Genomic DNA, 21,412 nt, shown 5'->3' with positions numbered 1-21,412 from the left:
CCTTTTGGTTAACGAATCACTGCTTTGCAGTATCGGTGGCGGCGACTTTCTTGTCAGCCGCAGCGGCTTTGGCTGGCGCAGTCTTTTTCGCCGGCGTTGCGGTTTTCGCAGGTGTTTTCTTGGCCGGTGCTTTTTTGGCTGGCGCCTTTTTCATGGTCGGAACGGCCGCTTTTTTAGTAGCAGGGGCCGGTGTAACAGGCTTGGCGACCGGTTTGACGTCAGCGACCATGGTCACCGGGGCTGGCGCCGGCATGTTGTACTTGCTCAACAGCGCGACCATGGTGTTTTGCGGGGTCACCAGCAGTTCCACGCGGCGGTTCAACGCACGCCCTTGCACGCTGTCGTTGGCGGCACGCGGCGCATCACCGCCCAGGCCACGCAGCATCAAGCGATCACGCTGCAAACCACTGAGACGGAAAATCGCCGCAACGGACTGGGCACGCTCCTGACTCAACTTGACGTTGGCCGGTGCAGCGCCGGACGTATCGCTGTGGCCGAGGATCAACACCGCGGTCTTTGGATCGGCTTCAAGGATTTTCGCAACCCGGGTAAACGGACCGAGCGTGACCGGCAGCAGCATGGTCGGACGATCAGGGTTGAACGAGCCTTCGACCGGCGCAGTCACCACCAGCACGTTTTCGCGGCGCTCGAGTTGCATGTTGCTGCCCTTGACCGCCTCGCGCAGACGCGGTTCGTAGTCGTCAAGCCAGGCCTGGGTGACTTTCGGATCTGGCATCGGCACAGCCTTGGCGGTGCTCTGCTCGCTGCCGCCGAACGGCCAGTACCACTTGCTGCCGCTAGCGGTTTCGGCCTTGGCCACCGCAACGGGTTTGACTTCAGGTTTTACCTCAGGCTTGACCGCGGACTTGCCGGCGCTGTCGTCGGAACCGAACGGCCAGTACCAGTGGCTGCCGCTTTCAGTCTTGGCAACGGGGGCCGTCGCGTCTTTCTGTGGAGTCTGTGCGCAACCGGTAATAGCGAAGCACAGGGCCAAGGCGAGGGTTTTATTGGATGACATTGGATATCCACAAAAATGAAGTCAAAAAAATCAGGCCACATCGGCCCGTATAAACAGACGCTTTGAAACTGGAAAGGCAATCGGGTTCCAGCACTGGAACCCGATGACCGTTTTTACAGACAAGTGGCCAGAACCCGCACCAGCTTTTGCGCGCGCGGATCCATCAAGACGTACGGCCCCAGGGTATTTGTCACAAATCCGAAGGCCACATCGTGCTCCGGGTCAGCAAAACCGATGGAGCCGCCGGCGCCGGGATGACCAAACGCCCGCGGACCAAGGCCGAAGGTGGCATTGGCGACGTCCGGTTGATCGAGCATGCAACCCAGGCCGAAACGGGTCCGGGTCAGTAAAGTCTTGTCCTCGCCGAGGCTGTGCTCGCGGGTCAGTTCATCGAGCATTTCGCTTTCCAGCAGGCTGCCGTCGAGCAGGCCTGCATAGAAGCCGGCCAGGCTGCGGGCATTGCCATGGCCATTGGCGGCCGGCTGCTGCATGCGTCGCCACTCGGGTTTGTTGGTGCTGGTCATGATCGACGGCGGGTTCGTGAACGCCCGGGTCGTCATGGCCGTTGGCTCACGCATGGTCACTTGCAGCAGGCGCTGGGCGGCGGCATCGCCGACATTGCCCTTGCCCCGCGCAATGTGGGCCACGCGATAGAACTCTTCGTCGGCCAGGCCGACATGGAAGTCCAGGCCCAACGGTTTGGCGACCCGCGCGACGATGGATTCCCCCGGTCCACGACCGTCGGCACGGCGCAGCAATTCACCGACCAGCCAGCCATAGGTGATCGCCGCGTAACCGTGGCCTTCGCCCGGCGTCCACCACGGCGCTTCGGCGGCCAGGGCGTCGACCATGGTTTGCCAGTCGTAAAGGGCTTCGGGGGCCAGTAACTCGCGTAATGCCGGCAGGCCGGCCTGATGGCAAAGCAGTTGTCGCAGGGTGACGGACGCTTTGCCGGCGGCGGCGAACTCAGGCCAGTAGCGTGCGACCGGGGCATCCAGCTGCAGCTTGCCTTCGGCCACCAATTGCAGCGCAGTGACTGCGGTAAAGGTCTTGGTGCAGGAGAACAGGTTGGCGATGGTGTCGCTGTTCCAGGCCTCGGCCCCATCCTTGTCGGCAGTGCCGGCCCACAGATCGAGGACGGTTTCGCCACCGACCTGGATGCACAACGCCGCACCACGTTCCTGGGGATCGTCGAACAGCGCCGCGAACGCCTCTCGCACCGCTTCGAACTTAAGCTCGTAATGACCCTGAATCTGCACCCGCAACTCCCCGGATTAACGCTCTACAAAGTGGCGGGCATTGTTCCAGCCCTTGATGGTTTTGGGAACAGGGTTGGGCCGGGCGGTTGTTTCGCCGCCGATCCCTTGTGGCGAGGGGGCTTGTCGGATCGCCGCACCGCCCCGTTGGGTTGCGTAGCAACCCCCAAATCTCGGCAACGGCCGAAAAATTTGGGAGCGCTGCGCACTCCAACGGGGGCAAGCCCCCTCACCACAGGGTTTCAGCGATTAATGACCTTTGCCGGAATGCCCGCCAGCGCCCTTCCCCGGCCCCTTGCCGGCCTCGGCCTTGCGGCCACCTTCGGCGTCATGACTGGCTTTATCGGCGGCGGCCGCAGACCTCTCGGCCTCCTTGCCCAATTGCTCGACCGTCGTCAGGTTGCTCTTGCGCACGCTGTCGACAAAGCCCTGGAACGGCAGATCAGTAATGCCCACCAACCCGAAGTGACCGTTTTCACCGTCAAGCAGGCGCCCGGTGACCGGTTGATCGAGGTACTGAAACCAATGCACGCCAACAATCGACGGCTCGCTCAAGGCCTGCTTGAGGAAGTTGGCATACGCCGCGCCGCGGTCCTCCTCCTTCGCCAACGACGTGACGCCGCCCCAGAACGGGCCACGATCGGTCGAGCCGAAATTGAACTCGGTGATCAGCACGGGTTTGTCGAGACTGCGCAGTTTGGCGAAGTCGTAACCATCCTGAGGTTGCAAGGTATACATGTTGAAACTCAACACGTCGCAATACTGGGCGCAGGACTCCACGGCCTCCGGCGTGCTGATGGCGAAACGGCCGCCGAGCAGCAGCTGGTTCGGCGCGTGCCACTTGAGGGAGTCGGAGAGGGTCTTGAAATAAGTGTCGGCAAAGACCTTCTGGAAGTATTTGAAGTCAGCTTCGATTTCCGGGTGCTCGGCGCTTGGCAGTGGCGGCACGAACCCCGGGTCTTCCATCAGTTCCCAGGCCGGCAGATCAATGCCCCAGGCCTTCGACAGGCCAGCCTGATTACGGTACTTGTCGCGCAGTTGCTTGAGAAAAGCGCGCTTGGCCGGCACGTCGGTGGTCATTTTCAAGGTGCCGTACGCCAGGGCATAACGGGCTTTCGGGTCATCGCCGGGACCGGCCCAGGCCAGTTCGTTGTCGGCGTAGTAACCGATCAGCCACGGATCGTCACGATGGTCGCGAGCGGCGATGGCCACGGCACGCTCGGTGGCCATGGCGAAACGTGGGTCGAACGGGTCGGGCATGCCGCCCCACCAGTCGGTACCGGTGCTGATGCTGGCGTAGTCGCCGACGATCGACAGCGGCAAGGTGTACGGCACGCGATCAGCGTTGCCCAGCACCGGCGCACTCCAGTTGCCAATGGTGTTGAAGCCCCAGGCCTGCAAGCGATCAAGGGTGTGACTGGCCCAGCGTCGCTCGTCGAACAGCGCTTTGCACAGTTCGACAGATTTCGGCTCTGCTGCTTTCTCTACCGTCGCTTCGGACTTGGCCGCTTCGGCGACGCCGGCCTTGGTTTCGCTGCTCAACGCGCAAGGATCACCATACAGACGCTGCAGGTTGGCAGCGTAGAAGTCGTACCAGCGTCCGGCATTGTAGCCGCGCCCTTGATCGGCGCCGTTGCCGCCACGGTTGTCGCCTTCACCATAGTGGCTGGCCAGCGCCTCGTCGGTCTTGGGCAGGGATTCGAACATCCACTCGCGACCGGCAACATAGGTCTGGTTGACATCCGGGGCCACGGTATTAACCCCGAGGGAATAGAACGGGTGGCCTTCAGGCGTCACCAGATACCAGCGACCGTCATGCTTCTCTGTGCGGAAAAAACCGCTGGCCTTGAAGGACGGGCCTTTGGTCAAACCACCGAATTTGTCCAGGGAGGACTTTTCGCGCTCAGCCAGCCAGGTTTTCAGTTGCTGCCGCTCCTTGCCGGCAGCGCCCTTGAGTTGTTCGTCGCTGCTGATTTTTTCCGGCCATTTAGCCCGGGTCGACTGGCCGTATGCATCCACCAGTCCGCCATACACGGCTTGGGTGATCGAATCGCCGTCCTGCACACCAAAGCGTTCCAGCAGGATGCTTTGCGCGACCTTCGGCTGGTCCATCGACAAGCTCACCGACACCACTTGGCTGCGATCCAGGTCACCGGCGCTACTGGCCAGCAACACACGCTGACCTTCGACGGTCATTGGCATCGGCGGGCCAGCCTTCATGCCCTGGCTCAGTGGTGATGTCGCTTGCAAAGGCACCAACAGGGTTTGCGCAGGCCCCGCCGGCAAATCGACGCGGCTGACCAGTGTCTTGCCGTCGTTGCTCTGGATGGTCAAGTACAGGGTCAGGGACCAATTCATCGCGCTCTGGATCCGCAGGCTCATGACGCCCGACTGCGACCAGTCCCAAGCGCCGGTTTGCGGGGCCAGGCGCAAAGTCGGCCGGGCGGCCGGGTTGAACGTCACCCGGCGCAGCACTTCGCCCTCGGGGGTTTGCTCGGCGTTGGATTGCGGCAGGCTGGCGTCCTGAGTCGCCACCTGGACCACGTCGGCGGGGCGTACAAAGTTGAACAGCGTCTGTTGGCTGGCGGGAGCGGCCAACAGCGGTGTTGCGAACAGCAGGGTAAAAACGGCAGGTAACGAACGGCGCAGCGAACGGCAAATCATGAGAACGAAATTCTCCCTAACGACCCGGATGGGCCAGTGGAAAAGCGATGGCAGAGAGATAGACAACGCGGTGGGCAAAACTGCCCACCGGTGTTTCAGGAAATTTCTCGACGGAACGGCGGCAACGCGTTGAGGATGGCTTTGCCATAGCGCTGGGTCACCAGGCGCCGGTCGAGCAAGGTGATGGTGCCGCGGTCTTCTTCGGTGCGCAGCAAACGACCGCAGGCCTGGACCAGCTTCAGCGAGGCGTCCGGCACAGAGATTTCCATGAACGGATTGCCACCCCGGGCTTCGATCCACTCGGCCAGCGCCGCTTCGACCGGATCATCGGGTACCGAGAAAGGAATCTTGGCAATGACCACGTGCTCGCAATAGGCACCAGGCAAGTCGACCCCTTCGGCGAAGCTCGCCAGGCCGAACAGCACGCTGGAGTCGCCGCCATCGACCCGCGCCTTGTGCTTGTTGAGGGTTTCCTGTTTCGACAGGTTGCCCTGGATGAACACTTGCTTGCGCCAGTCGCGGTCCAGGCCATCGAACACGTCCTGCATCTGTTTGCGCGAGGAAAACAGCACCAGCGTACCCCGCGAGCCTTCGACCAATTCAGGCAGATCACGAATGATCGCGGCGGTATGCGCTGCTGCATCACGGGGGTCAGCGTTCAGGTTCGGCACCCGCAACACACCGGCGTCGGCATGATGGAACGGGCTTGGCACCACCGCCGTCACGGCTTTTTTCGGCAGGCCGGCGCGCATGCGGAAGCGGTCGAAGGTGCCGAGCGCGGTGAGGGTCGCCGAGGTCACCAAACAGCCATAGGCCACGTTCCACAGGTTGCGGCGAAGCATTTCCGCCGCGAGGATGGGACTTGCGTTGACCTCGATGTCGAACAGCGAACCGCTCTCGGCCAGAGTCAGCCAGCGCGCCATGGGCGGGTTGTCTTCCGGGTCTTCGACGGTGAAGGCGGTCCACAGCTCCCAGTTGCCGGAAGAACGCGACAGCAGGCTGCCGAACAGCGGATACCACTCTTCGGCCTGGTTGCTGGCGATGCCAATGTTGACCTCGCCGTCCATGCCTTCCTTGAGCAGTTCGGTCAGGCGGGTGAACAGATCCGTCAGGCGCGCGAAACCTTTCTTCAGTTCAATGCCCATCTCGCGCATGTGCTCGGGAATCACACCGCCGACGAATCGGTGACGCGGGCGCTCGCGGCCTTCAACGTCTTCGCCGGGTTTGAAATCGGCAACCTGCTCGCAGGCGGTGAACATGAACTGCTGCTGGGTCTTGATCTCCCGCGCCAGCTCCGGCACCTGCTCGATCAACTTGCCCAGGTCGCCCGGCAACGGGTGCTGGGCCAGCAGTTTGGTGAGGTTCTTGGCGGTGGTTTCCAGCCAGTCGGCGGTGGAGCGCAGGCGCGTGTAATGGGCGAAGTGGCCGATGGCCTTGTCCGGCAGGTGATGGCCTTCGTCGAACACGTAGATGGTGTCGCGCGGGTCCGGCAGCACGGCGCCGCCGCCCAGGGCCAGGTCGGCCAGGACCATGTCGTGGTTGGTGACGATCACGTCGACCTTGCCCATGCCTTCGCGGGCCTTGTAGAAGGCGCACTGGCCGAAGTTCGGGCAATGACGGTTGGTGCACTGGCTGTGGTCGGTGGTCAAGCGCGCCCAGTCGGCGTCTTCCAGGGCGGTTGACCAACTGTCGCGGTCGCCGTCCCATTTATTGCCGGCGAGCTTCTCGATCATGCTGGTGAACAGCTTCTGGCTGGCCTCGTCGACCTCGATCTTGAAACCTTCTTCTTCGAACAACTGCGCCGTAGCGGTCTGCGCGTGGCCTTCCTGAAGCAACATGTCGAGCTTGGACAGGCACATGTAGCGCCCGCGCCCCTTGGCCAGGGCGAAGCTGAAGTTCAGCCCGCTGTTGCGCATCAGGTCGGGCAGGTCCTTGTAGACGATCTGCTCTTGCAGGGCCACGGTAGCCGTGGCGATTACCAGGCGCTTGCCGGCGGCCTTCGCCGTAGGAATCGCAGCCAGGCTGTAGGCCACGGTCTTGCCGGTACCGGTGCCGGCTTCCACCGCGACAATCGCGGGGTCGCCACTGCGCCGGCCTTCGTCGTCGGTGTCGATGTCACCCAGGACCTTGGCGACTTCGGCAATCATCAGGCGTTGGCCATAACGCGGCTTGAGGCTCTTGGCTTCGAGAAAACGCGAGTAGGCGCCCTGGATCGTGGTTTTGAGTTCGGTGCTGATCATGGATTGTCGGGCGCAAAAACGCTGGATAAATTTTCAGTGGTTCGGTTTGGCCGCTATCATACCCCGCTAATGAATACCGCGCAGAACGGAGTAACCCAATGACACCTTTTAGCCTCATTTATAGCCTGCATGTACTGGCGGCCCTGGTCTGGGTCGGCGGCATGTTTTTCGCCTGGATGGTCCTGCGCCCCGCGGCGATCACGGCGCTGGAGGGCCCTGCCCGGCTGAAGCTGTGGGTAGAAGTGTTTCAAGGTTTTTTCCGCTGGGTCTGGGTGGCGGTGGTGCTGTTGCCGGTCAGCGGCGTGGGCATGCTGAATTTGCACTTCAACGGTTTTGAAACCGCACCGCGCTATGTACAGGTGATGATGGGGTTGTATGTGGTGATGACCGCGCTGTTTATCCGCATTCAGGCGCTGATGCTGCCGGAACTGCGCACCGCCGTGATCGGGCAGGACTGGCCCGCGGGGGCCGCGATACTGGGACGGATTCGCCGGTTGGTGGGGATCAATCTTCTGGTGGGGTTGGCGGTGGTGGCGATAGCGGCGGTTCGGCCGATGTTTTGAAGTAAATGTAGCCGGAGGGGCTTTTGTGGCGAGGGGGCTTGTCGGAACGCCGCACCGCCCCGTTCGGCGGCGAAGCCGTCGCAAACCGGGCACCGCATGCCTTCAGAGGAATTGCGGATACCGAATCAGGGGTCGCTTCGCAACCCAACGGGGGCAAGCCCCCTCGCCACAAAAGCCCCTCGCCACAAGGCTCTCGGTGTTGCTTACAACCGCTGCACAGTCACCGAGCCAGCCGCACCTTCAGCTCCCGGCTGCCCGTCGGTGCCAGGTTTACCGCTCTTGCCGCCATCAGCCTCGTAAATCAGGCAGCCCTTGGCCTTGCCACCCGCGCCCGGCTTGCCGCCCGGGCCGGCCAGGCCACCGGCACCGCCGGCCACCTGAACCTTGATTCGGTCTGCCGGGTAGTCGTGCGGCACTGCCAGTTTAACCAGAGCCCCCGGAGCCCCTGGCTGGCCATTGCTGCCGTCACTGCCATCAGCACCGCGACCAGCCTGACCCCAGGTGCAGCCCGGTTCCTGGCCGTTGGCCCCATCGAGACCAATAAACCCCGGTGCGCCCGCACCACCACGAGCATCAACGATCAATTGCGGTGCGTTCAGTGCCTTGATCTGCAAATCAAGATTGCGTCCGGATCGAGCGGCCTTCTGATAGGTTCCGGGTGCGCCACGGGCGGTGATCTGACTGCCTTCGGACAAATCAGCGCGACGGACCTTCAGGGCCAGCGCCTGTTCCCCCGGCACGATGGCAATGCGCGCTTCACGCCCCAGATGCAATTCACCCACGGTGACTTCGGTCACGTTCGAGGGAATCAGCAAGGTGCCGTAATCGGCCACTTCCAGGCGCTCCAGTTGCAGGGTGCTGGCGGTGTTGGGCAAGCGCATCAGCGAGTTGGGTTCGACACTCACCACCTGTGCGCTGGCCAATGGGCTGATGAGTGCGGCGAGCAGACAGAGTTTACGCATGGGAAGCCTTCGAAGCGGTGGGGGCTGGAATGGTTTGCAGATGGAATACGCCGAAAATGATGATCTTCAGACGGTCAAGCCAGGGATGGGCGCGACCCCGGAGGCTGCGATAGCACAGCAACGCTTCCAGAAGATGAAGGAAGCCCAACAGGCCGCCGGCCAGATTGACCAACGGGTGCAGCGGAAAGACGAACGGTGTGAGCAGATTGACCAGCACTACCGACCAGAACAGCAAGGTCAGTAACCGCCCCAGTCCCCATAAGACTTTCATACGCGCCCCCGATGAGAATTATTGTTTGCGCGCACAGTAACGGCTTCCACGCGGGATAAGCCAGAGGGCAACGGAAAAATCTTCATCCAGGCCGCCGAACGGCCGTCGCACCGATCACAAATGTCGCCCGACGGCTCTATCTCATGGCTCAGCGGTTTATATGCAGGTCCACGCGACGGTTTTTCGCACGGCCTTCTTCTGTTTCGTTGTCGGCAATCGGTTGGCTCGCGCCCTTGCCTTCGCTGGTGACTTTGTTCGGCGCCACACCCTGGCTTAACAAGTATTCCGCCACGCTGCTGGCACGTCGCTCCGACAAGGTCTGGTTATAGGCATCCGAACCGACGCTGTCGGTATGGCCGACCACTTTGATGCTGACCACATCGGCATCCTCGAACTTGCTCATCAACGCGTCCAGCTGACTCTTCGCCGTCGGGGTCAGGTCGGATTGATTGAAGGCAAACAGCACGTCATCGCTCAGGGTAATGACTTCGGATTGCGCAGGCTCAGCCTGGACGCTGTCCGGGTACTGCGGCGCCGGGCAACCGCGATGGTCGACCGGGGTATTGGCGGGAGTATCAGCGCAACGGTCACGTCGGTCGAAAACGCCGTCACCGTCTTCGTCGCCATCCTGGGCATAACAGATCAAGCCGCCGGACAAGATACCCAGCGCCGCCCCACCCGCGGCCCAGGCGCCGCTCTCGATTGCGCCCAGACCACCACCGACCAGGCCGCCGATCACGCTGCAAATTGGCCAGGTGCGTTGATTGAGGGGGGCAGTGCCATCGCTGTGGGTGGCGCAACCGGTCAAGAGGCTGCCAAGTAGCAGAACCGGCAAGACGGTCCTTGTGAGAACGATCATGTTGAAAGCTCCTGTGTCACCGGCCAATACCGGTCACACAGGAGTAAAGACCCGCATCCGCGACTGCACAAGCCGCGGATACGGCGGGCTTAACGCTGTATTTTGATTTCGGTACGACGGTTCTGTGCACGGCCGTCAGCGGTTTTGTTGTCCGCAACTGGCTGGCTTTCACCGGCACCGACAACCGACACGAAGTTGCTGCGAGGTACGCCTTGCTCGATGAGGTATTCAACCACCGAGTGGGCGCGTTTATCCGACAGTTTCTGGTTGTAGGTGTCGCTGCCCACGCTGTCGGTATGGCCGGTTACGGTCAGTTGAGCAGTCGGGGCTTCCGCTTTCAGGCGAGTGGCAATCTTGTCGAGTACTTGCTTGTCAGACGAGGTGAGCGTGGCTTTATCAAACTGGAAGTGAACATCGCGGATGACAATGGTTTCTTCCTGAACCACAACCGCCTCTTCGACCACAGGTGCAGGTGGTGGGCAACCGTTGGCATCGACCTTAACGCCTTTTGGCGTGCCTGGGCACTTGTCGCGACTATCTGGCACACCATCGCCGTCTTCGTCGCCATCACCATGAACCCAGCAATAAGCCGCCGCGGTACCGCCGACGAGCAGAGCACCATACCCCGCCCATGCCGAGCTTTCGGTCGCACCGAGGCCCGCACCCACGACACCACCGACCGCCGCACAGGTCGGCCAGTCGGTTTTCTGCAAACCTGCGCAACCAGTCAAGACACTGGTTAGCAGAACCAAGGGTAATGCTGTCCGTACTATGCTCATCTAGTTTTCTCCTGAGGGATCGGCTTAGAACCGATTCAGGTAGTAAAGACCGGAGTTTTAATCTCCGCCAGCAATAGGCCACGCTGTTTATTCGTGCATTAACGACAGGCTGGCGCTTTTGTTGCCGGGCTGCTCTAGGCCCGAACGTTCGGGCAGGCTAGTCTTGGCAGATCTGATTGAGGATCTTCGATGATTGCAGGTATTTCTTCACGCACGCCACAACAGGCACTGGCCGCTTTACTTGATCGATATGCCCCCGCGCGCCTGTTATTGATCGGCGCCAGCGAGTTCCCGGCACTGGAAGCGTTCAAGCTCGCGCACCCGGACAGCTGCGTCGCTTTCGCGGCCCCCGGCCCATTGCCCGACGAGTTGGCGGCCCGCCGATTCGACCTGGCCCTGGTGGTCGATTGCCTGGAGCATTTGCCCAAGCGCAACGGCCTGAATCTGCTGGGCGGCATTCGCAACCTCAACGCCAGCCGCATCGCCGTGTTGGCGGATCTGCCGGCGTGTGGCTGGCAGGAAACCGACTTTTTCTCCCTGGCCCTGCAAGCCAGCGAACGCTTTCAACGGGACGAACAGGTCTTGACCCTGTTTACCTACGATCTGCTTGAATACAAACAAGTCCCCGACTGGCTCAATTCGCGCTTCTGGGCCAATCCGGAAAACTTCGGGAAATACTGGTGGTAATGCAATGAGTACATCCATTTGCCCTTGCGGCAGCGGCACCCTGCTCGATGCCTGCTGCGGCCACTACCATGCCGGGCACCCGGCGCCGTGCGCCGAAGCCTTGATGCGCTCGCGCTACAGCGCCTACGTGCTGGGGTTGGTCGATTATCTGGTGGCCACCACCCTGCCCGCCCAACAGGCCGGCCTGGACCGTCAATCGATCAGCGACTGGAGCGCGCAAAGTACGTGGCTGGGCCTTGAGGTGGAAAGCTCCGAAGTGCTGGGCGGCCAGCCTGAACACGCCTTCGTGACCTTCACTGCACGCTGGCACGACAGCAATGGCGAGCACAGCCACCGCGAGCGTTCGTCATTTGTGCAAAATACCGGGCGCTGGTATTTCATCGACCCCACCGTGCCGCTCAAGCCCGGACGCAACGACACCTGCCCGTGCGCGAGTGGGCAGAAGTTCAAGAAGTGTTGCGCAGGGTATTTCAGCAGTTAGGACATGGAATGTCTGTTCACCCCGCAGGAGCTGCCGAAGGCTGCGATCTTTTGGGTCTGGACCGAGGCTCAAGGGAGAAACACCACGATGATCATCCGCCGCAGCGCACTCTATCTGCTCACGTTGTTCCTGACACTCGGACTCGGCGGCTGTGCATCGTGGTTCGACGACGACTTGCCGGACCCCGAGGTCCATCTGGTAAAGATCGAGGTGGTCAGCGCCAAACTGCTGGAACAGAAATTCCTCCTGCACTTTCGCATCGACAACCCCAACGACAGCGACCTGACGGTGCGTAGTCTGGAGTACCGCGTTCACTTGGGTGACATACTGCTGGCCGACGGCGAGTACGAACACTGGTTCACCATCGGCCCCAGGCACAGCGCTTACTTCAAGGTGCCGATCCGCACCAACCTGTGGTCCAAGGTCCGTGATCTGGCCAAGCTGCTGAAAAAATCCGATCAACCCATTCCCTATCGTCTGGAAGGTGAACTGGAAACCGGTATATTCATCGCCCACTACGTGCACTTGGCGCGCAATGGCGTGATAATCGCTGCCGATTTAATTCCGGAGCAACACCGATGACCCAGCAACCCCACGTCCACGGCCCTGACTGCAACCACGATCATGACCATCACCACCATGATCACGACCACGGCCATGTCCACGGTCCGAACTGCGGCCACGCTCACCAGGAACCGGTGCGCAATGCCCTGAAAGACGTCGGCCGCAACGATCCGTGCCCATGCGGCAACGGCAAGAAATTCAAGAAGTGCCACGGCGCTTGATGCTTCGGGCGAAGGCTTGCTTCGCCTGTTGAATCGCCTTCGCGAGCAGACCTGTGCTGTGAATGCAGTTCCCTTGTAGGAGCGAGCAATCGAGCGTCGACCGGCTGCTCCTACAGGTTTTTCAGTCCGCCTTTAATACACATGCGGTGCTGACAACCGTCGCATACTCCCCCTGCAAATTCCCCAGCGACATCGCATGCACCTCTTCGGCGCTATGGGCATGGCCGAAAAAATCAGCCTTGTCGAAGGTAAAGCACGCATCCTCGGCCACCCAGGTATCAAACCCCAGGTTGCCTGCGGTACGCGCCGTGGATTCCACCGAGTTGTGGGTCGCGACACCCACGATGATCAATTGCCCGATCGCCGCCGCGCGCAACTGCGTCTCCAGCCCCGTCGAACAAAACGCATCCGGCACCTGTTTCTGGATCAAACGTTCACCGGCCATGGGCTGAAACCGTTCCTGAAACTCCACCCCCGACTGCTGCGGCCAGAACACTGAGTCCTCCGAGCGGGACAGGTGCTGCACATGGATCACTGGTCGAACGGTGCGCCGCCAATGGCCGAGCAATTCCAGCATGCGCTCTTCAGCCTGAGGATTATTCCGGCGGCCGAGTCTGGGATGCAGGATGCCTTTTTGTTGATCGATGATGATAAGTGCCGCGTTTGCCTTGAGCTCCATGCCGATTTTTCTCAAAGATTGTTGAGCGTGTCGCACTTCAATATCACCAGTTACGGCTGGCAAGCCACTATTGAGGATCAAAAGATCGCAGCCTTCGGCAGCTCCTACGCGAGATCGGCGTATCTCTACAGCAGCTGCCGAAGGCAGCGATCTTTGACAAATCTTGAAATAACCTCTTACCCCGCTTGCGCGGCCATCACCTGCTCACTAACGTAGCGCCTTTATTGCGCCACCACCCCGCAGGAGCTTTGCCATGGCCTCGCCAGCCCTTACTCATTTTCTACCCCGGTTCGGCGTTGCCGCAGCAGTGACCGGCGTCTTGAGCCTGACCGGTTGTCAGAACTTCAACGCCCAGGACACCCTCCCGCCGACCTCCGGCGTGCAACCGCTCAAGGGCCTGGCGCAGAACGTTTCGGTGCGCCGCAATGCCATGGGCATGCCGCTGATCGAAAGCAACAGCTTCCACGACGCGCTGTTCACCCTCGGTTACGTGCATGCCAGCGACCGCATCACGCAGATGGTCACCCTGCGCCTGCTGGCCCAGGGCCGTTTGGCCGAGATGCAGGGGGCGGACCTGCTGGATGCCGACCGTTACATGCGGGCGGTCAACCTGAAGAAAAGTGCTGGCGAGTTGTACAAGGCCTCTTCGCCGCGTCTCAAGCGTTTCTTCGAAGTCTATGCGCGCGGCGTCAACGCCTACCTGTTCCGCTACCGCGACAAACTGCCGGCGGACCTCGCGGCCTCCGGGTACCAGCCCGAATACTGGCAGCCGGAAGATTCGGCGCTGATTTTCTGCCTGTTGAACTTCAGCCAGTCGACCAACCTGCCGGAAGAAATTTCCGCGCTGGTACTGGCCCAGAGCGTCACCACCGACAAACTGGCGTGGTTGACGCCGTCGGCTCCCGACGAAAAACTGCCGGTCGCCGAAAGCGAAAAACTGCAAGGCATCAAACTCAACGGGCAAGTGCCGGGGCTGGCCGAACTCGGCAAGGCCACCGGGCAACTGTCGGACCTGAACCTGCTCGGCGCCACCTCGTCGAATAACTGGGCCATCGCCCCGCAACGCAGCCGCACCGGCAAGAGCCTGTTGGCCAGTGACAGTCACGGCCCGCTGGGCGTGCCTTCGTTGTTCAGTTACGTGCAGATTCGCGCGCCGAAGTATCAGGCGTCCGGCGTGACCATCGCGGGCCTGCCAATGGTGCTCGGTGGTTTCAACGGCAAGGTGGCATGGAGCATGACGTCCGTGATGGGCGACAACCAGGACCTGTTCCTGGAGAAGATCAAACGCCAGGGCAACGGGCTCACCTACGAAAACGCCGGGAAATGGCAGCCGGCGATCGTGCGCAACGAAACCTATTTCGTCAAAGGCCAGCGGCCGATTCGCGAAGCGGTGTACGAAACCCGCCATGGCCCGCTGCTCAATAGTGCCCAGGGCACCACACTGGCCAATGGTTTCGGCCTGGCCTTGCAGATGCCGAGCTTCACTGACGACAAGACCCTGGACGCGTTCTTCGACCTGTCCCGCGCCCAGAGCGTCGAGAAAGCCTCGGACGCCAGCCGCGAAATTCGGGCCATCGCGCTGAACCTGGTGTTTGCCGACGCAAGCCACATCGGCTGGCAAGTCACCGGTCGTTACCCGAACCGCCGCGAAGGCGAAGGTCTGCTGCCCTCGCCGGGCTGGGAAGGCCGTTACGATTGGGACGGCTACGCCGACCCGATGCTGCACCCGTACGACCAGGACCCGGCCCAGGGCTGGCTCGGCACTGCCAACCAGCGGGTCATTCCCCATGGCTACGGCATGCAGTTGTCCAATTCCTGGGCCGCTCCTGAGCGCGGCGAGCGCCTGGCCGAACTGGCCGGCGCAGGCAAGCACGACAGCCGCAGCCTGATCGCCATGCAATACGACCAGACCACTACCTTCGCTGCCAAGCTGAAGAAAATGTTTGAAGCGCCGGGCATGACCCAGCCGCTCAAACAAGCCATGGACGCCTTGCCGGCGGCAGATCGTGCCAAGGCACACGAGGCCTACAGCCGCCTGATGGCGTTCGACGGCAAGCTCAGCCCGACCTCCACCGATGCGGCCATCTACGAACTGTTCCTGCAGGAAAGCACCCGGCAGATCTTCCTCGATGAACTGGGCCCGCAAAGCAGCCCGGCATGGAAGGCCTTCGTCGCCAACGGCAAGCTTTCCTACGCGGCCCAGGCCGATCACTTGCTCGGGCGTGAAGACAGCCCGTTCTGGGATGACGTGCGCACCGCACAGAAAGAAGACAAACCGGTGATCCTCGCTCGCAGCCTCGCCGCAGCGATCAGCGCAGGCGACAGCCAATTGGGCAGTGATCCCAAGGCCTGGCAGTGGGGCAAACAGCACCGCTATGAATGGAAAAACAGCAGCAGCCAGACCGTACGCGGACCGCTGCCGGCCGGTGGCGATCACACCACGCTCAACACCGCCGCCTTCGCCTGGGGCCAGGACTTCAACACTACGCTGGCACCAGCCATGCGCTTTATCGTCGACTTCGGCCAGTCCGAGCCGCTGATGGCACAAAACGGCACCGGCCAATCCGGCAACCCGGCCAGCCCGAACTACCTTAACGGCATCGAACCCTGGCTCAAGGGCCAGTACATGAGCCTGCCGATGCAGCCGCAGAACTTCGACAACGCCTATGGCAAGGCGCGGTTGACGCTGACGCCCGGCAAATAACCACGCCCCCTGTCTGTGGGAGCGAGCTGTGGCGAGGGGGCTTGTCGGAACGCCGCACCGCCCCGTTGGGCTGCGAAGCAGCCCCAAAATTTCCGATGTATCGAAGATCTTGTGAGTGCTGCGCACTCAAACGGGGGCAAGCCCCCTCGCCACAGCTCGCTCCTATAGGGGATGTTATTAATCCTCCCAAAAACAAATAGAACTTCTCGCCACACGCCAACCTCATAGCTGACAAGCCCCTCCACTCCGGTAACGAAATGGACCTTGTTATCTCGCGCCCCGAAGGTTTGTACTGCCCCGCCGGCGACTTCTACATCGACCCGTGGCGGCCAGTCGAACGCGCTGTGATCACCCACGCCCACGACGATCATGCCCGCGCCGGCAATCAGCATTACCTGGCGGCAGCGCCCGGCGAGGCCATCCTGCGTGCGCGACTGGGCCAGAACATCAACCTGCAGACCCTGAGCTATGGCGAACGCCTGCTGCATCGAGGCGTGCGCCTCAGTTTTCATCCCGCCGGCCATGTGCTCGGCTCGGCGCAAGTACGCCTGGAATACGGCGCACAAGTCTGGGTCGCATCCGGGGACTACAAGATCGAGCCCGACGGCACTTGCGCGCCGTTTGAACCGGTACGCTGCGACACCTTCATCACCGGGTCGACCTTTGGCCTGCCGATCTACCGCTGGCAACCCCAGGCACAGGTGTTTGCCGAGATCAATCAATGGTGGCAGGCCAATGCGGCTGTCGAAAAAGCCAGCGTGCTGTTCTGTAATTCCCTCGGCAAGGCCCAGCGCATTCTCCATGGCATCGACGCACGACTCGGTCCCATTCTGGTGCATGGCGCCGTCGAATCCATCAACGAGATCTACCGCAAAGCGGGGGTTTATCTGCCGCCCACGATTCATGCCACCGACGTAAAAAAGAGCGACCCGCTGATGCGCAAGGCACTGCTGCTTGCCCCCCCTTCAACGGCGAATAGCAGCTGGATGCGTCGCTTCGGCGATTACAGCGATGGCTTCGCCAGTGGCTGGATGCGCTTGCGTGGCACGCGTCGGCAGCGCGGTGTGGACCATGGCTTCGTGCTGTCCGACCACGCCGACTGGCCCGGCCTGCTCTGGGCCATCGAACAGACTGGCGCTGAGCGGATCATGGTGACCCATGGTTCGGTCGGCGCGCTGGTACGCCATCTGCGCGAGCAGGGGCTCGAGGCCATGGAATTCAATACCCAATACGGTGATCACGAAGAGGATGTGGTCATCGCCGAAGCCGAGCCTGCCGAGATGCTGCCATGAAGGCGTTCGCCGAACTGTATACCGAACTGGACAGGTGCACCTCGAACAACGCCAGACTGGCGGCATTGCAAAACTACTTCGCCCAGGCCAGGCCGGAAGATGCCGCCTGGGCGTTGTACTTTCTGTCAGGGGGACGCCCCCGGCAATTGGTGCCGGTACGGGTCTTGCGCGAATTGGCCGTGGCATTTTCCGGTTTGCCGCAATGGCTGTTCGAAGAGAGTTACCAGGCAGTCGGTGATCTCGCGGAAACCATTTCGCTGGTCGTACCGCAAGCGTCGCATCATTCGACCGACGGGCTGGCCGCGTGGATCGAGGACAAATTGCTGCCACTGCGCGGCGAAACAGAGCAGTCCCTCGCTCGACGATTACCGGCGCTGTGGACGCAACTGGACGGTCCTAGCCTGATGGTCTGCATCAAACTGATCACCGGCAGCTTGCGCGTCGTGGTGTCCAGGTTATTGGTGACCCGTGCCCTGGCAGCCGTGGCTCACCTGGACAGCAAACGTGTGGCCCAGCGCATGGTGGGTTACACCGACCAGACCCATCGCCCCAGTGCCACCCGCTACCTGAAACTGATCGCCGCCGAATCCCGGGATGAACGCGCCCAGCGTGGCGGCCAGCCCTACCCGTTTTTCCTCGCCCACGTCTTGTCGCCGCCCGTGGAACAATTCGAAGCCCTGCTCGGCCCTGTCCAGCACTGGCAAGCGGAATGGAAATGGGATGGCATCCGCGCCCAGGTGATCAAGCGCGAAGGGCGACTGTGGATCTGGTCGCGGGGTGAAGGGCTGGTGACCGAACGCTTCTCTGAACTGGACAGCTTATTTCTGAGCCTTCCCGACGGAACGGTGATCGACGGCGAGATCGTCGCCTGGAAATCTGCACCAACCGCCATCGACAATGTGTTTCAACCCGCGGCGCAACCTTTCGCCCTCCTGCAACAACGCATCGCTCGCAAAACCCTGGACCGGAAAATCCTCGAAGAAGTGCCAGTCGTGTTAATCGCCTTCGATTTGCTCGAATGGCAGGGTGAGGACTGGCGCAACCGGCGTCAGGCCGAGCGACGCGCGCAACTGGAACGGGTGGCCTGTGACTGCGCCAATCCGCGGTTGCACCTTTCGCCATTGGTGACCGGTAACACGTGGCTCGACCTCGCCCGCCAGCGCGAGACATCCCGCGCCCTCGGTGTCGAAGGCCTGATGCTCAAGCCACGCGATGCCTTGTACGGCGTCGGCCGGACCAAGGACGTGGGTGCGTGGTGGAAATGGAAAGTCGACCCTTTCAGCGTTGACGCCGTGCTGATCCATGCGCAACGAGGGCAAGGACGCCGGGCCAGCCTCTACAGCGATTACACGTTCGCCGTCTGGGACGGCCCGCCAGACGCCAGCGAACGTTCCCTGGTGCCGTTCGCCAAAGCACATTCAGGGTTGAGCGATGACGAAATCCGCCAGGTCGACAGCTTCGTGCGCAAGACCACGGTGGAAAAAATCGGCTCAGTGAGCAGCGTCCAGCCGAGCCTGGTGTTTGAATTGGGTTTCGAGGGGATCGCCCTCTCCCACCGTCACGAAAGTGGCATTGCCGTGCGTTTTCCGCGCATCTTGCGCTGGCGCAAGGACAAGTCGGTCGACGAAGCCGACAGTTTGACGACCCTGCAAAATCTGCTCGGCTGAGCCTTCTTTTTATCCTCAAAATTTTTTCTTTTTGAGTCGAACGGGTGCGGCCATTTCCCTGCGCCCGTTTTCGTGCATAAATCTGTCTCCGGCTATTTCCAGACACCTTTTAAAACGCTTGTTCGGCACTCTGGTTCGGAAATTGCTACTTTCAACAGGTCTTACGCTTTCCAGTAACAATAATTCTGCGCCACAAGCGCTCATATTGGTTTTAGGGATTGAATAATGAAAAAAGCATTGCTGACCCTTTCTGCACTGGCGTTGTGCATGGCCGCTGGCTCCGCCATGGCGAAGGAGTACAAAGAACTGCGTTTCGGCGTTGACCCTTCTTACGCACCGTTCGAGTCAAAAGCGGCCGACGGCAGCCTGGTAGGCTTCGACATCGATCTGGGGAACGCGATCTGCGCCGAACTGAAGGTCAAGTGCAAGTGGGTCGAAAGTGACTTCGATGGCATGATTCCCGGCCTCAAAGCCAATAAATTCGACGGTGTGATCTCGTCGATGACCGTGACCCCGGCCCGTGAAAAAGTCATCGACTTCTCCAGCGAGCTGTTTTCCGGCCCAACCGCTTACGTGTCCAAGAAAGGTTCCGGCGTGACCGCAGACGTCGCGTCCCTCAAGGGCAAAACCGTCGGCTACGAACAAGGCACCATTCAGGAAGCCTATGCCAAAGCCATCCTGGACAAGGCCGGCGTAAAAACCCAGGCCTACGCCAACCAGGATCAGGTCTACGCTGACTTGACTTCCGGTCGTCTCGATGCAGGGATCCAGGACATGCTGCAAGCCGAACTGGGCTTCCTGAAGTCGCCACAGGGTGCCGACTACGAAGTCAGCAAGCCGGTCGACAATGAACTGCTGCCGGCCAAAACAGCGGTCGGTATTAAGAAAGGTAACACCGAGCTGAAAGCACTTTTGGATAAAGGTATCAAAGCGTTACACGATGATGGCACCTACGCCACCATTCAGAAGAAACACTTTGGCGATCTGAATCTGTACAGCGGCAAATAATGCCCGGCGCCCATCTCTCGATGGGCGCTTTTTTCATCCGATCAGGCTGCTGATTTATGTTTGAAAACCTACTGGAAAATCTGGGGCTCTCTGCCTTCAGCCTCAAGGGCTTCGGTCCGCTGCTGATGCAAGGCACCTGGATGACGATCAAATTGTCGGCGTTATCGCTGTTGGTAGCCGTGTTGCTCGGGCTGCTTGGCGCCAGTGCCAAGTTGTCAAAAGTCAAACTGATGCGCGTGCCTGCCCAGCTTTACACCACACTCATTCGCGGCGTTCCGGACCTGGTCCTGATGCTGCTGATCTTCTACAGCCTGCAAACCTGGCTGACCTCGTTTACCGATTTCATGGAATGGGAATACATCGAAATCAACCCGTTCAGCGCCGGGGTCATTACCTTGGGCTTCATCTACGGTGCGTATTTCACCGAAACCTTCCGTGGCGCGATTCTCGCGGTTCCGCGGGGCCAGGTCGAAGCGGCTACCGCTTATGGCCTCAAGCGCGGCCAGCGTTTCTGGATCGTGGTGTTCCCACAGATGATGCGTTATGCCCTGCCAGGTATCGGTAACAACTGGATGGTAATGCTCAAGGCCACCGCCCTGGTGTCGATCATCGGCCTGGCCGATCTGGTCAAGGCTGCCCAGGACGCCGGCAAAAGCAGCTATCAACTGTTTTACTTCCTGGTACTTGCCGCGCTGATCTACCTGGTGATCACCAGCGCGTCCAACTTCATTCTGCGCTGGCTCGAACGTCGTTACTCCGCCGGTACCCGGGAGGCCGTACGATGATCGAACTCCTGCAGGAATACTGGAAACCTTTCCTTTACAGCGACGGCAACAACATCACCGGTCTGGCCATGACCATGTGGTTGCTCAGCGCATCGATATTCTTCGGTTTCATCGTCTCGATTCCGCTGTCTATCGCCCGGGTTTCACCGCGCCTCTACATTCGCTGGCCGGTGCAGTTCTACACCTACCTGTTCCGTGGCACGCCGTTGTATATCCAGCTTCTGATCTGCTACACCGGGATCTACAGCCTGGCCGCCGTGCGCGCCCAACCGCTGCTCGACAGCTTCTTTCGCGATGCGATGAACTGCACCATCCTGGCCTTCGCCCTGAACACCTGCGCCTACACCACCGAGATTTTCGCCGGGGCAATCCGCAGCATGGCCCACGGTGAAGTGGAAGCGGCCAAGGCTTACGGACTGACCGGCTGGAAGCTGTACGCCTACGTGATCATGCCGTCGGCCCTGCGTCGTTCATTGCCGTATTACAGCAACGAAGTGATTCTGATGCTGCACTCGACCACAGTGGCCTTCACCGCGACCATCCCGGACATCCTGAAAGTCGCCCGGGACGCCAACTCGGCGACCTTCATGACCTTCCAGTCGTTCGGCATCGCCGCGCTGATCTACCTGACCGTCACTTTTGCGCTGGTCGGCCTGTTCCGCCTTGCCGAACGCCGATGGCTGGCCTTCCTCGGACCGACTCACTAGGATTA

General features: G+C 61.0%; 20 protein-coding genes. 11 read left to right on the top strand and 9 right to left on the bottom strand.

Annotated elements, in window-relative coordinates:
* Nucleotides 1-16 precede the first annotated feature (16 nt).
* The 4 genes from KW849_RS15830 to dinG form a co-directional block, all read right to left on the bottom strand.
* The gene (locus KW849_RS15830) at nt 17-1,018 is read right to left on the bottom strand and encodes an OmpA family protein (protein ID WP_218430296.1); all 1,002 of its coding nucleotides are present in this window, start codon (nt 1,016-1,018) and stop codon (nt 17-19) included.
* A 113-nt stretch (nt 1,019-1,131) separates the two neighbouring features.
* A complete protein-coding gene (locus tag KW849_RS15825) occupies nt 1,132-2,277 on the bottom strand; it encodes a serine hydrolase domain-containing protein (RefSeq protein WP_218430295.1) in 1,146 nt (381 codons plus the stop codon).
* Nucleotides 2,278-2,523: 246 nt separating this feature from the next.
* Entirely contained in the window at nt 2,524-4,938 is a 2,415-nt protein-coding gene (locus tag KW849_RS15820; RefSeq protein ID WP_218430294.1) for a beta-galactosidase, read from the bottom strand.
* Nucleotides 4,939-5,033: 95 nt separating this feature from the next.
* On the bottom strand, nt 5,034-7,178 hold the full coding sequence (gene dinG, locus KW849_RS15815) for an ATP-dependent DNA helicase DinG (protein WP_218430293.1): 2,145 nt from the start codon (nt 7,176-7,178) through the stop codon (nt 5,034-5,036).
* A 98-nt stretch (nt 7,179-7,276) separates the two neighbouring features.
* Here dinG and KW849_RS15810 point away from each other — a divergent pair, with 98 nt between their 5' ends.
* Complete coding sequence (locus KW849_RS15810; protein ID WP_218430292.1) at nt 7,277-7,741, top strand: CopD family protein; 465 nt, start codon at nt 7,277-7,279, stop codon at nt 7,739-7,741.
* Nucleotides 7,742-7,944: 203 nt separating this feature from the next.
* On the opposite strand, the gene KW849_RS15805 is transcribed toward KW849_RS15810, so the two are convergent.
* From KW849_RS15805 to KW849_RS15790, 4 genes are all read right to left on the bottom strand, one after another.
* Nucleotides 7,945-8,703 carry a collagen-like protein gene (locus KW849_RS15805; protein WP_218430291.1) on the bottom strand — a complete coding sequence of 253 codons (759 nt, stop codon included), beginning with the start codon at nt 8,701-8,703 and terminating at the stop codon, nt 7,945-7,947.
* Nucleotides 8,696-8,974, bottom strand: a complete 279-nt coding sequence (locus tag KW849_RS15800; RefSeq protein ID WP_218430289.1) for a DUF1145 domain-containing protein — start codon at nt 8,972-8,974, stop codon at nt 8,696-8,698. The genes KW849_RS15805 and KW849_RS15800 overlap by 8 nt, the downstream gene beginning before the upstream one ends.
* A gap of 148 nt (nt 8,975-9,122) precedes the next feature.
* Nucleotides 9,123-9,833 carry an OmpA family protein gene (locus KW849_RS15795; protein WP_218430288.1) on the bottom strand — a complete coding sequence of 237 codons (711 nt, stop codon included), beginning with the start codon at nt 9,831-9,833 and terminating at the stop codon, nt 9,123-9,125.
* Nucleotides 9,834-9,922: 89 nt separating this feature from the next.
* Nucleotides 9,923-10,612, bottom strand: a complete 690-nt coding sequence (locus KW849_RS15790) for an OmpA family protein (protein ID WP_218430286.1) — start codon at nt 10,610-10,612, stop codon at nt 9,923-9,925.
* A 189-nt stretch (nt 10,613-10,801) separates the two neighbouring features.
* Between KW849_RS15790 and KW849_RS15785 the strand changes: the two genes are divergently transcribed.
* From KW849_RS15785 to KW849_RS15770, 4 genes are all read left to right on the top strand, one after another.
* Entirely contained in the window at nt 10,802-11,299 is a 498-nt protein-coding gene (locus tag KW849_RS15785; RefSeq protein WP_218430284.1) for a DUF6231 family protein, read from the top strand.
* Nucleotides 11,300-11,303: 4 nt separating this feature from the next.
* Nucleotides 11,304-11,780 carry a YchJ family protein gene (locus KW849_RS15780; RefSeq protein ID WP_218430282.1) on the top strand — a complete coding sequence of 159 codons (477 nt, stop codon included), beginning with the start codon at nt 11,304-11,306 and terminating at the stop codon, nt 11,778-11,780.
* A gap of 87 nt (nt 11,781-11,867) precedes the next feature.
* Nucleotides 11,868-12,362, top strand: a complete 495-nt coding sequence (locus tag KW849_RS15775; RefSeq protein ID WP_218430391.1) for an LEA type 2 family protein — start codon at nt 11,868-11,870, stop codon at nt 12,360-12,362.
* Nucleotides 12,359-12,565: an SEC-C metal-binding domain-containing protein gene (locus KW849_RS15770; RefSeq protein ID WP_007955014.1), complete on the top strand. Its 207-nt coding sequence runs from the start codon at nt 12,359-12,361 to the stop codon at nt 12,563-12,565. Before KW849_RS15775 ends, KW849_RS15770 begins: the two co-directional genes overlap by 4 nt.
* A 121-nt stretch (nt 12,566-12,686) precedes the next feature.
* Here the strand turns inward: KW849_RS15770 and KW849_RS15765 are convergent, their stop codons facing one another.
* Entirely contained in the window at nt 12,687-13,244 is a 558-nt protein-coding gene (locus tag KW849_RS15765; RefSeq protein ID WP_218430390.1) for a cysteine hydrolase family protein, read from the bottom strand.
* Between the two features lie 253 nt (nt 13,245-13,497).
* On the opposite strand from KW849_RS15765, the gene KW849_RS15760 reads away from it, so the two are divergent.
* From KW849_RS15760 to KW849_RS15735, 6 genes are all read left to right on the top strand, one after another.
* Nucleotides 13,498-15,948: a penicillin acylase family protein gene (locus tag KW849_RS15760; RefSeq protein WP_218430280.1), complete on the top strand. Its 2,451-nt coding sequence runs from the start codon at nt 13,498-13,500 to the stop codon at nt 15,946-15,948.
* Between the two features lie 257 nt (nt 15,949-16,205).
* Nucleotides 16,206-17,240: a ligase-associated DNA damage response exonuclease gene (locus KW849_RS15755; RefSeq protein WP_218430278.1), complete on the top strand. Its 1,035-nt coding sequence runs from the start codon at nt 16,206-16,208 to the stop codon at nt 17,238-17,240.
* Nucleotides 17,237-18,907: an ATP-dependent DNA ligase gene (locus tag KW849_RS15750; protein WP_218430276.1), complete on the top strand. Its 1,671-nt coding sequence runs from the start codon at nt 17,237-17,239 to the stop codon at nt 18,905-18,907. The genes KW849_RS15755 and KW849_RS15750 overlap by 4 nt, the downstream gene beginning before the upstream one ends.
* A 225-nt stretch (nt 18,908-19,132) precedes the next feature.
* Entirely contained in the window at nt 19,133-19,915 is a 783-nt protein-coding gene (locus KW849_RS15745) for a transporter substrate-binding domain-containing protein (protein WP_007996874.1), read from the top strand.
* Nucleotides 19,916-19,971: 56 nt separating this feature from the next.
* Nucleotides 19,972-20,700 (top strand): ABC transporter permease, encoded by a 729-nt coding sequence (locus KW849_RS15740; RefSeq protein ID WP_108216707.1) that lies wholly within the window; start codon nt 19,972-19,974, stop codon nt 20,698-20,700.
* Entirely contained in the window at nt 20,697-21,407 is a 711-nt protein-coding gene (locus KW849_RS15735) for an ABC transporter permease (protein ID WP_218430274.1), read from the top strand. Before KW849_RS15740 ends, KW849_RS15735 begins: the two co-directional genes overlap by 4 nt.
* Nucleotides 21,408-21,412: the final 5 nt, after the last annotated feature.

The organism is Pseudomonas sp. PDM26, assembly GCF_019219185.1.
GTDB lineage: Bacteria > Pseudomonadota > Gammaproteobacteria > Pseudomonadales > Pseudomonadaceae > Aquipseudomonas.
The sequence above is the reverse complement of the archived record's forward strand: the minus strand, read 5'-3'. Positions and strand labels throughout refer to the sequence as shown.

Bases quoted from the DNA above. Each gene is read 5' to 3' on its own strand.
- KW849_RS15830 (WP_218430296.1), bottom strand. From the start codon at position 1,018: ATGTCATCCAATAAAACCCTCGCCTTGGCCCTGTGCTTCGCTATTACC.
- KW849_RS15820 (WP_218430294.1), bottom strand. From the start codon at position 4,938: ATGATTTGCCGTTCGCTGCGCCGTTCGTTACCTGCCGTTTTTACCCTG.
- dinG (WP_218430293.1), bottom strand. From the start codon at position 7,178: ATGATCAGCACCGAACTCAAAACCACGATCCAGGGCGCCTACTCGCGT.
- KW849_RS15810 (WP_218430292.1), top strand. From the start codon at position 7,277: ATGACACCTTTTAGCCTCATTTATAGCCTGCATGTACTGGCGGCCCTG.
- KW849_RS15805 (WP_218430291.1), bottom strand. From the start codon at position 8,703: ATGCGTAAACTCTGTCTGCTCGCCGCACTCATCAGCCCATTGGCCAGC.
- KW849_RS15800 (WP_218430289.1), bottom strand. From the start codon at position 8,974: ATGAAAGTCTTATGGGGACTGGGGCGGTTACTGACCTTGCTGTTCTGG.
- KW849_RS15795 (WP_218430288.1), bottom strand. From the start codon at position 9,833: ATGATCGTTCTCACAAGGACCGTCTTGCCGGTTCTGCTACTTGGCAGC.
- KW849_RS15790 (WP_218430286.1), bottom strand. From the start codon at position 10,612: ATGAGCATAGTACGGACAGCATTACCCTTGGTTCTGCTAACCAGTGTC.
- KW849_RS15785 (WP_218430284.1), top strand. From the start codon at position 10,802: ATGATTGCAGGTATTTCTTCACGCACGCCACAACAGGCACTGGCCGCT.
- KW849_RS15780 (WP_218430282.1), top strand. From the start codon at position 11,304: ATGAGTACATCCATTTGCCCTTGCGGCAGCGGCACCCTGCTCGATGCC.
- KW849_RS15775 (WP_218430391.1), top strand. From the start codon at position 11,868: ATGATCATCCGCCGCAGCGCACTCTATCTGCTCACGTTGTTCCTGACA.
- KW849_RS15770 (WP_007955014.1), top strand. From the start codon at position 12,359: ATGACCCAGCAACCCCACGTCCACGGCCCTGACTGCAACCACGATCAT.
- KW849_RS15765 (WP_218430390.1), bottom strand. From the start codon at position 13,244: ATGGAGCTCAAGGCAAACGCGGCACTTATCATCATCGATCAACAAAAA.
- KW849_RS15760 (WP_218430280.1), top strand. From the start codon at position 13,498: ATGGCCTCGCCAGCCCTTACTCATTTTCTACCCCGGTTCGGCGTTGCC.
- KW849_RS15755 (WP_218430278.1), top strand. From the start codon at position 16,206: ATGGACCTTGTTATCTCGCGCCCCGAAGGTTTGTACTGCCCCGCCGGC.
- KW849_RS15750 (WP_218430276.1), top strand. From the start codon at position 17,237: ATGAAGGCGTTCGCCGAACTGTATACCGAACTGGACAGGTGCACCTCG.
- KW849_RS15745 (WP_007996874.1), top strand. From the start codon at position 19,133: ATGAAAAAAGCATTGCTGACCCTTTCTGCACTGGCGTTGTGCATGGCC.
- KW849_RS15740 (WP_108216707.1), top strand. From the start codon at position 19,972: ATGTTTGAAAACCTACTGGAAAATCTGGGGCTCTCTGCCTTCAGCCTC.
- KW849_RS15735 (WP_218430274.1), top strand. From the start codon at position 20,697: ATGATCGAACTCCTGCAGGAATACTGGAAACCTTTCCTTTACAGCGAC.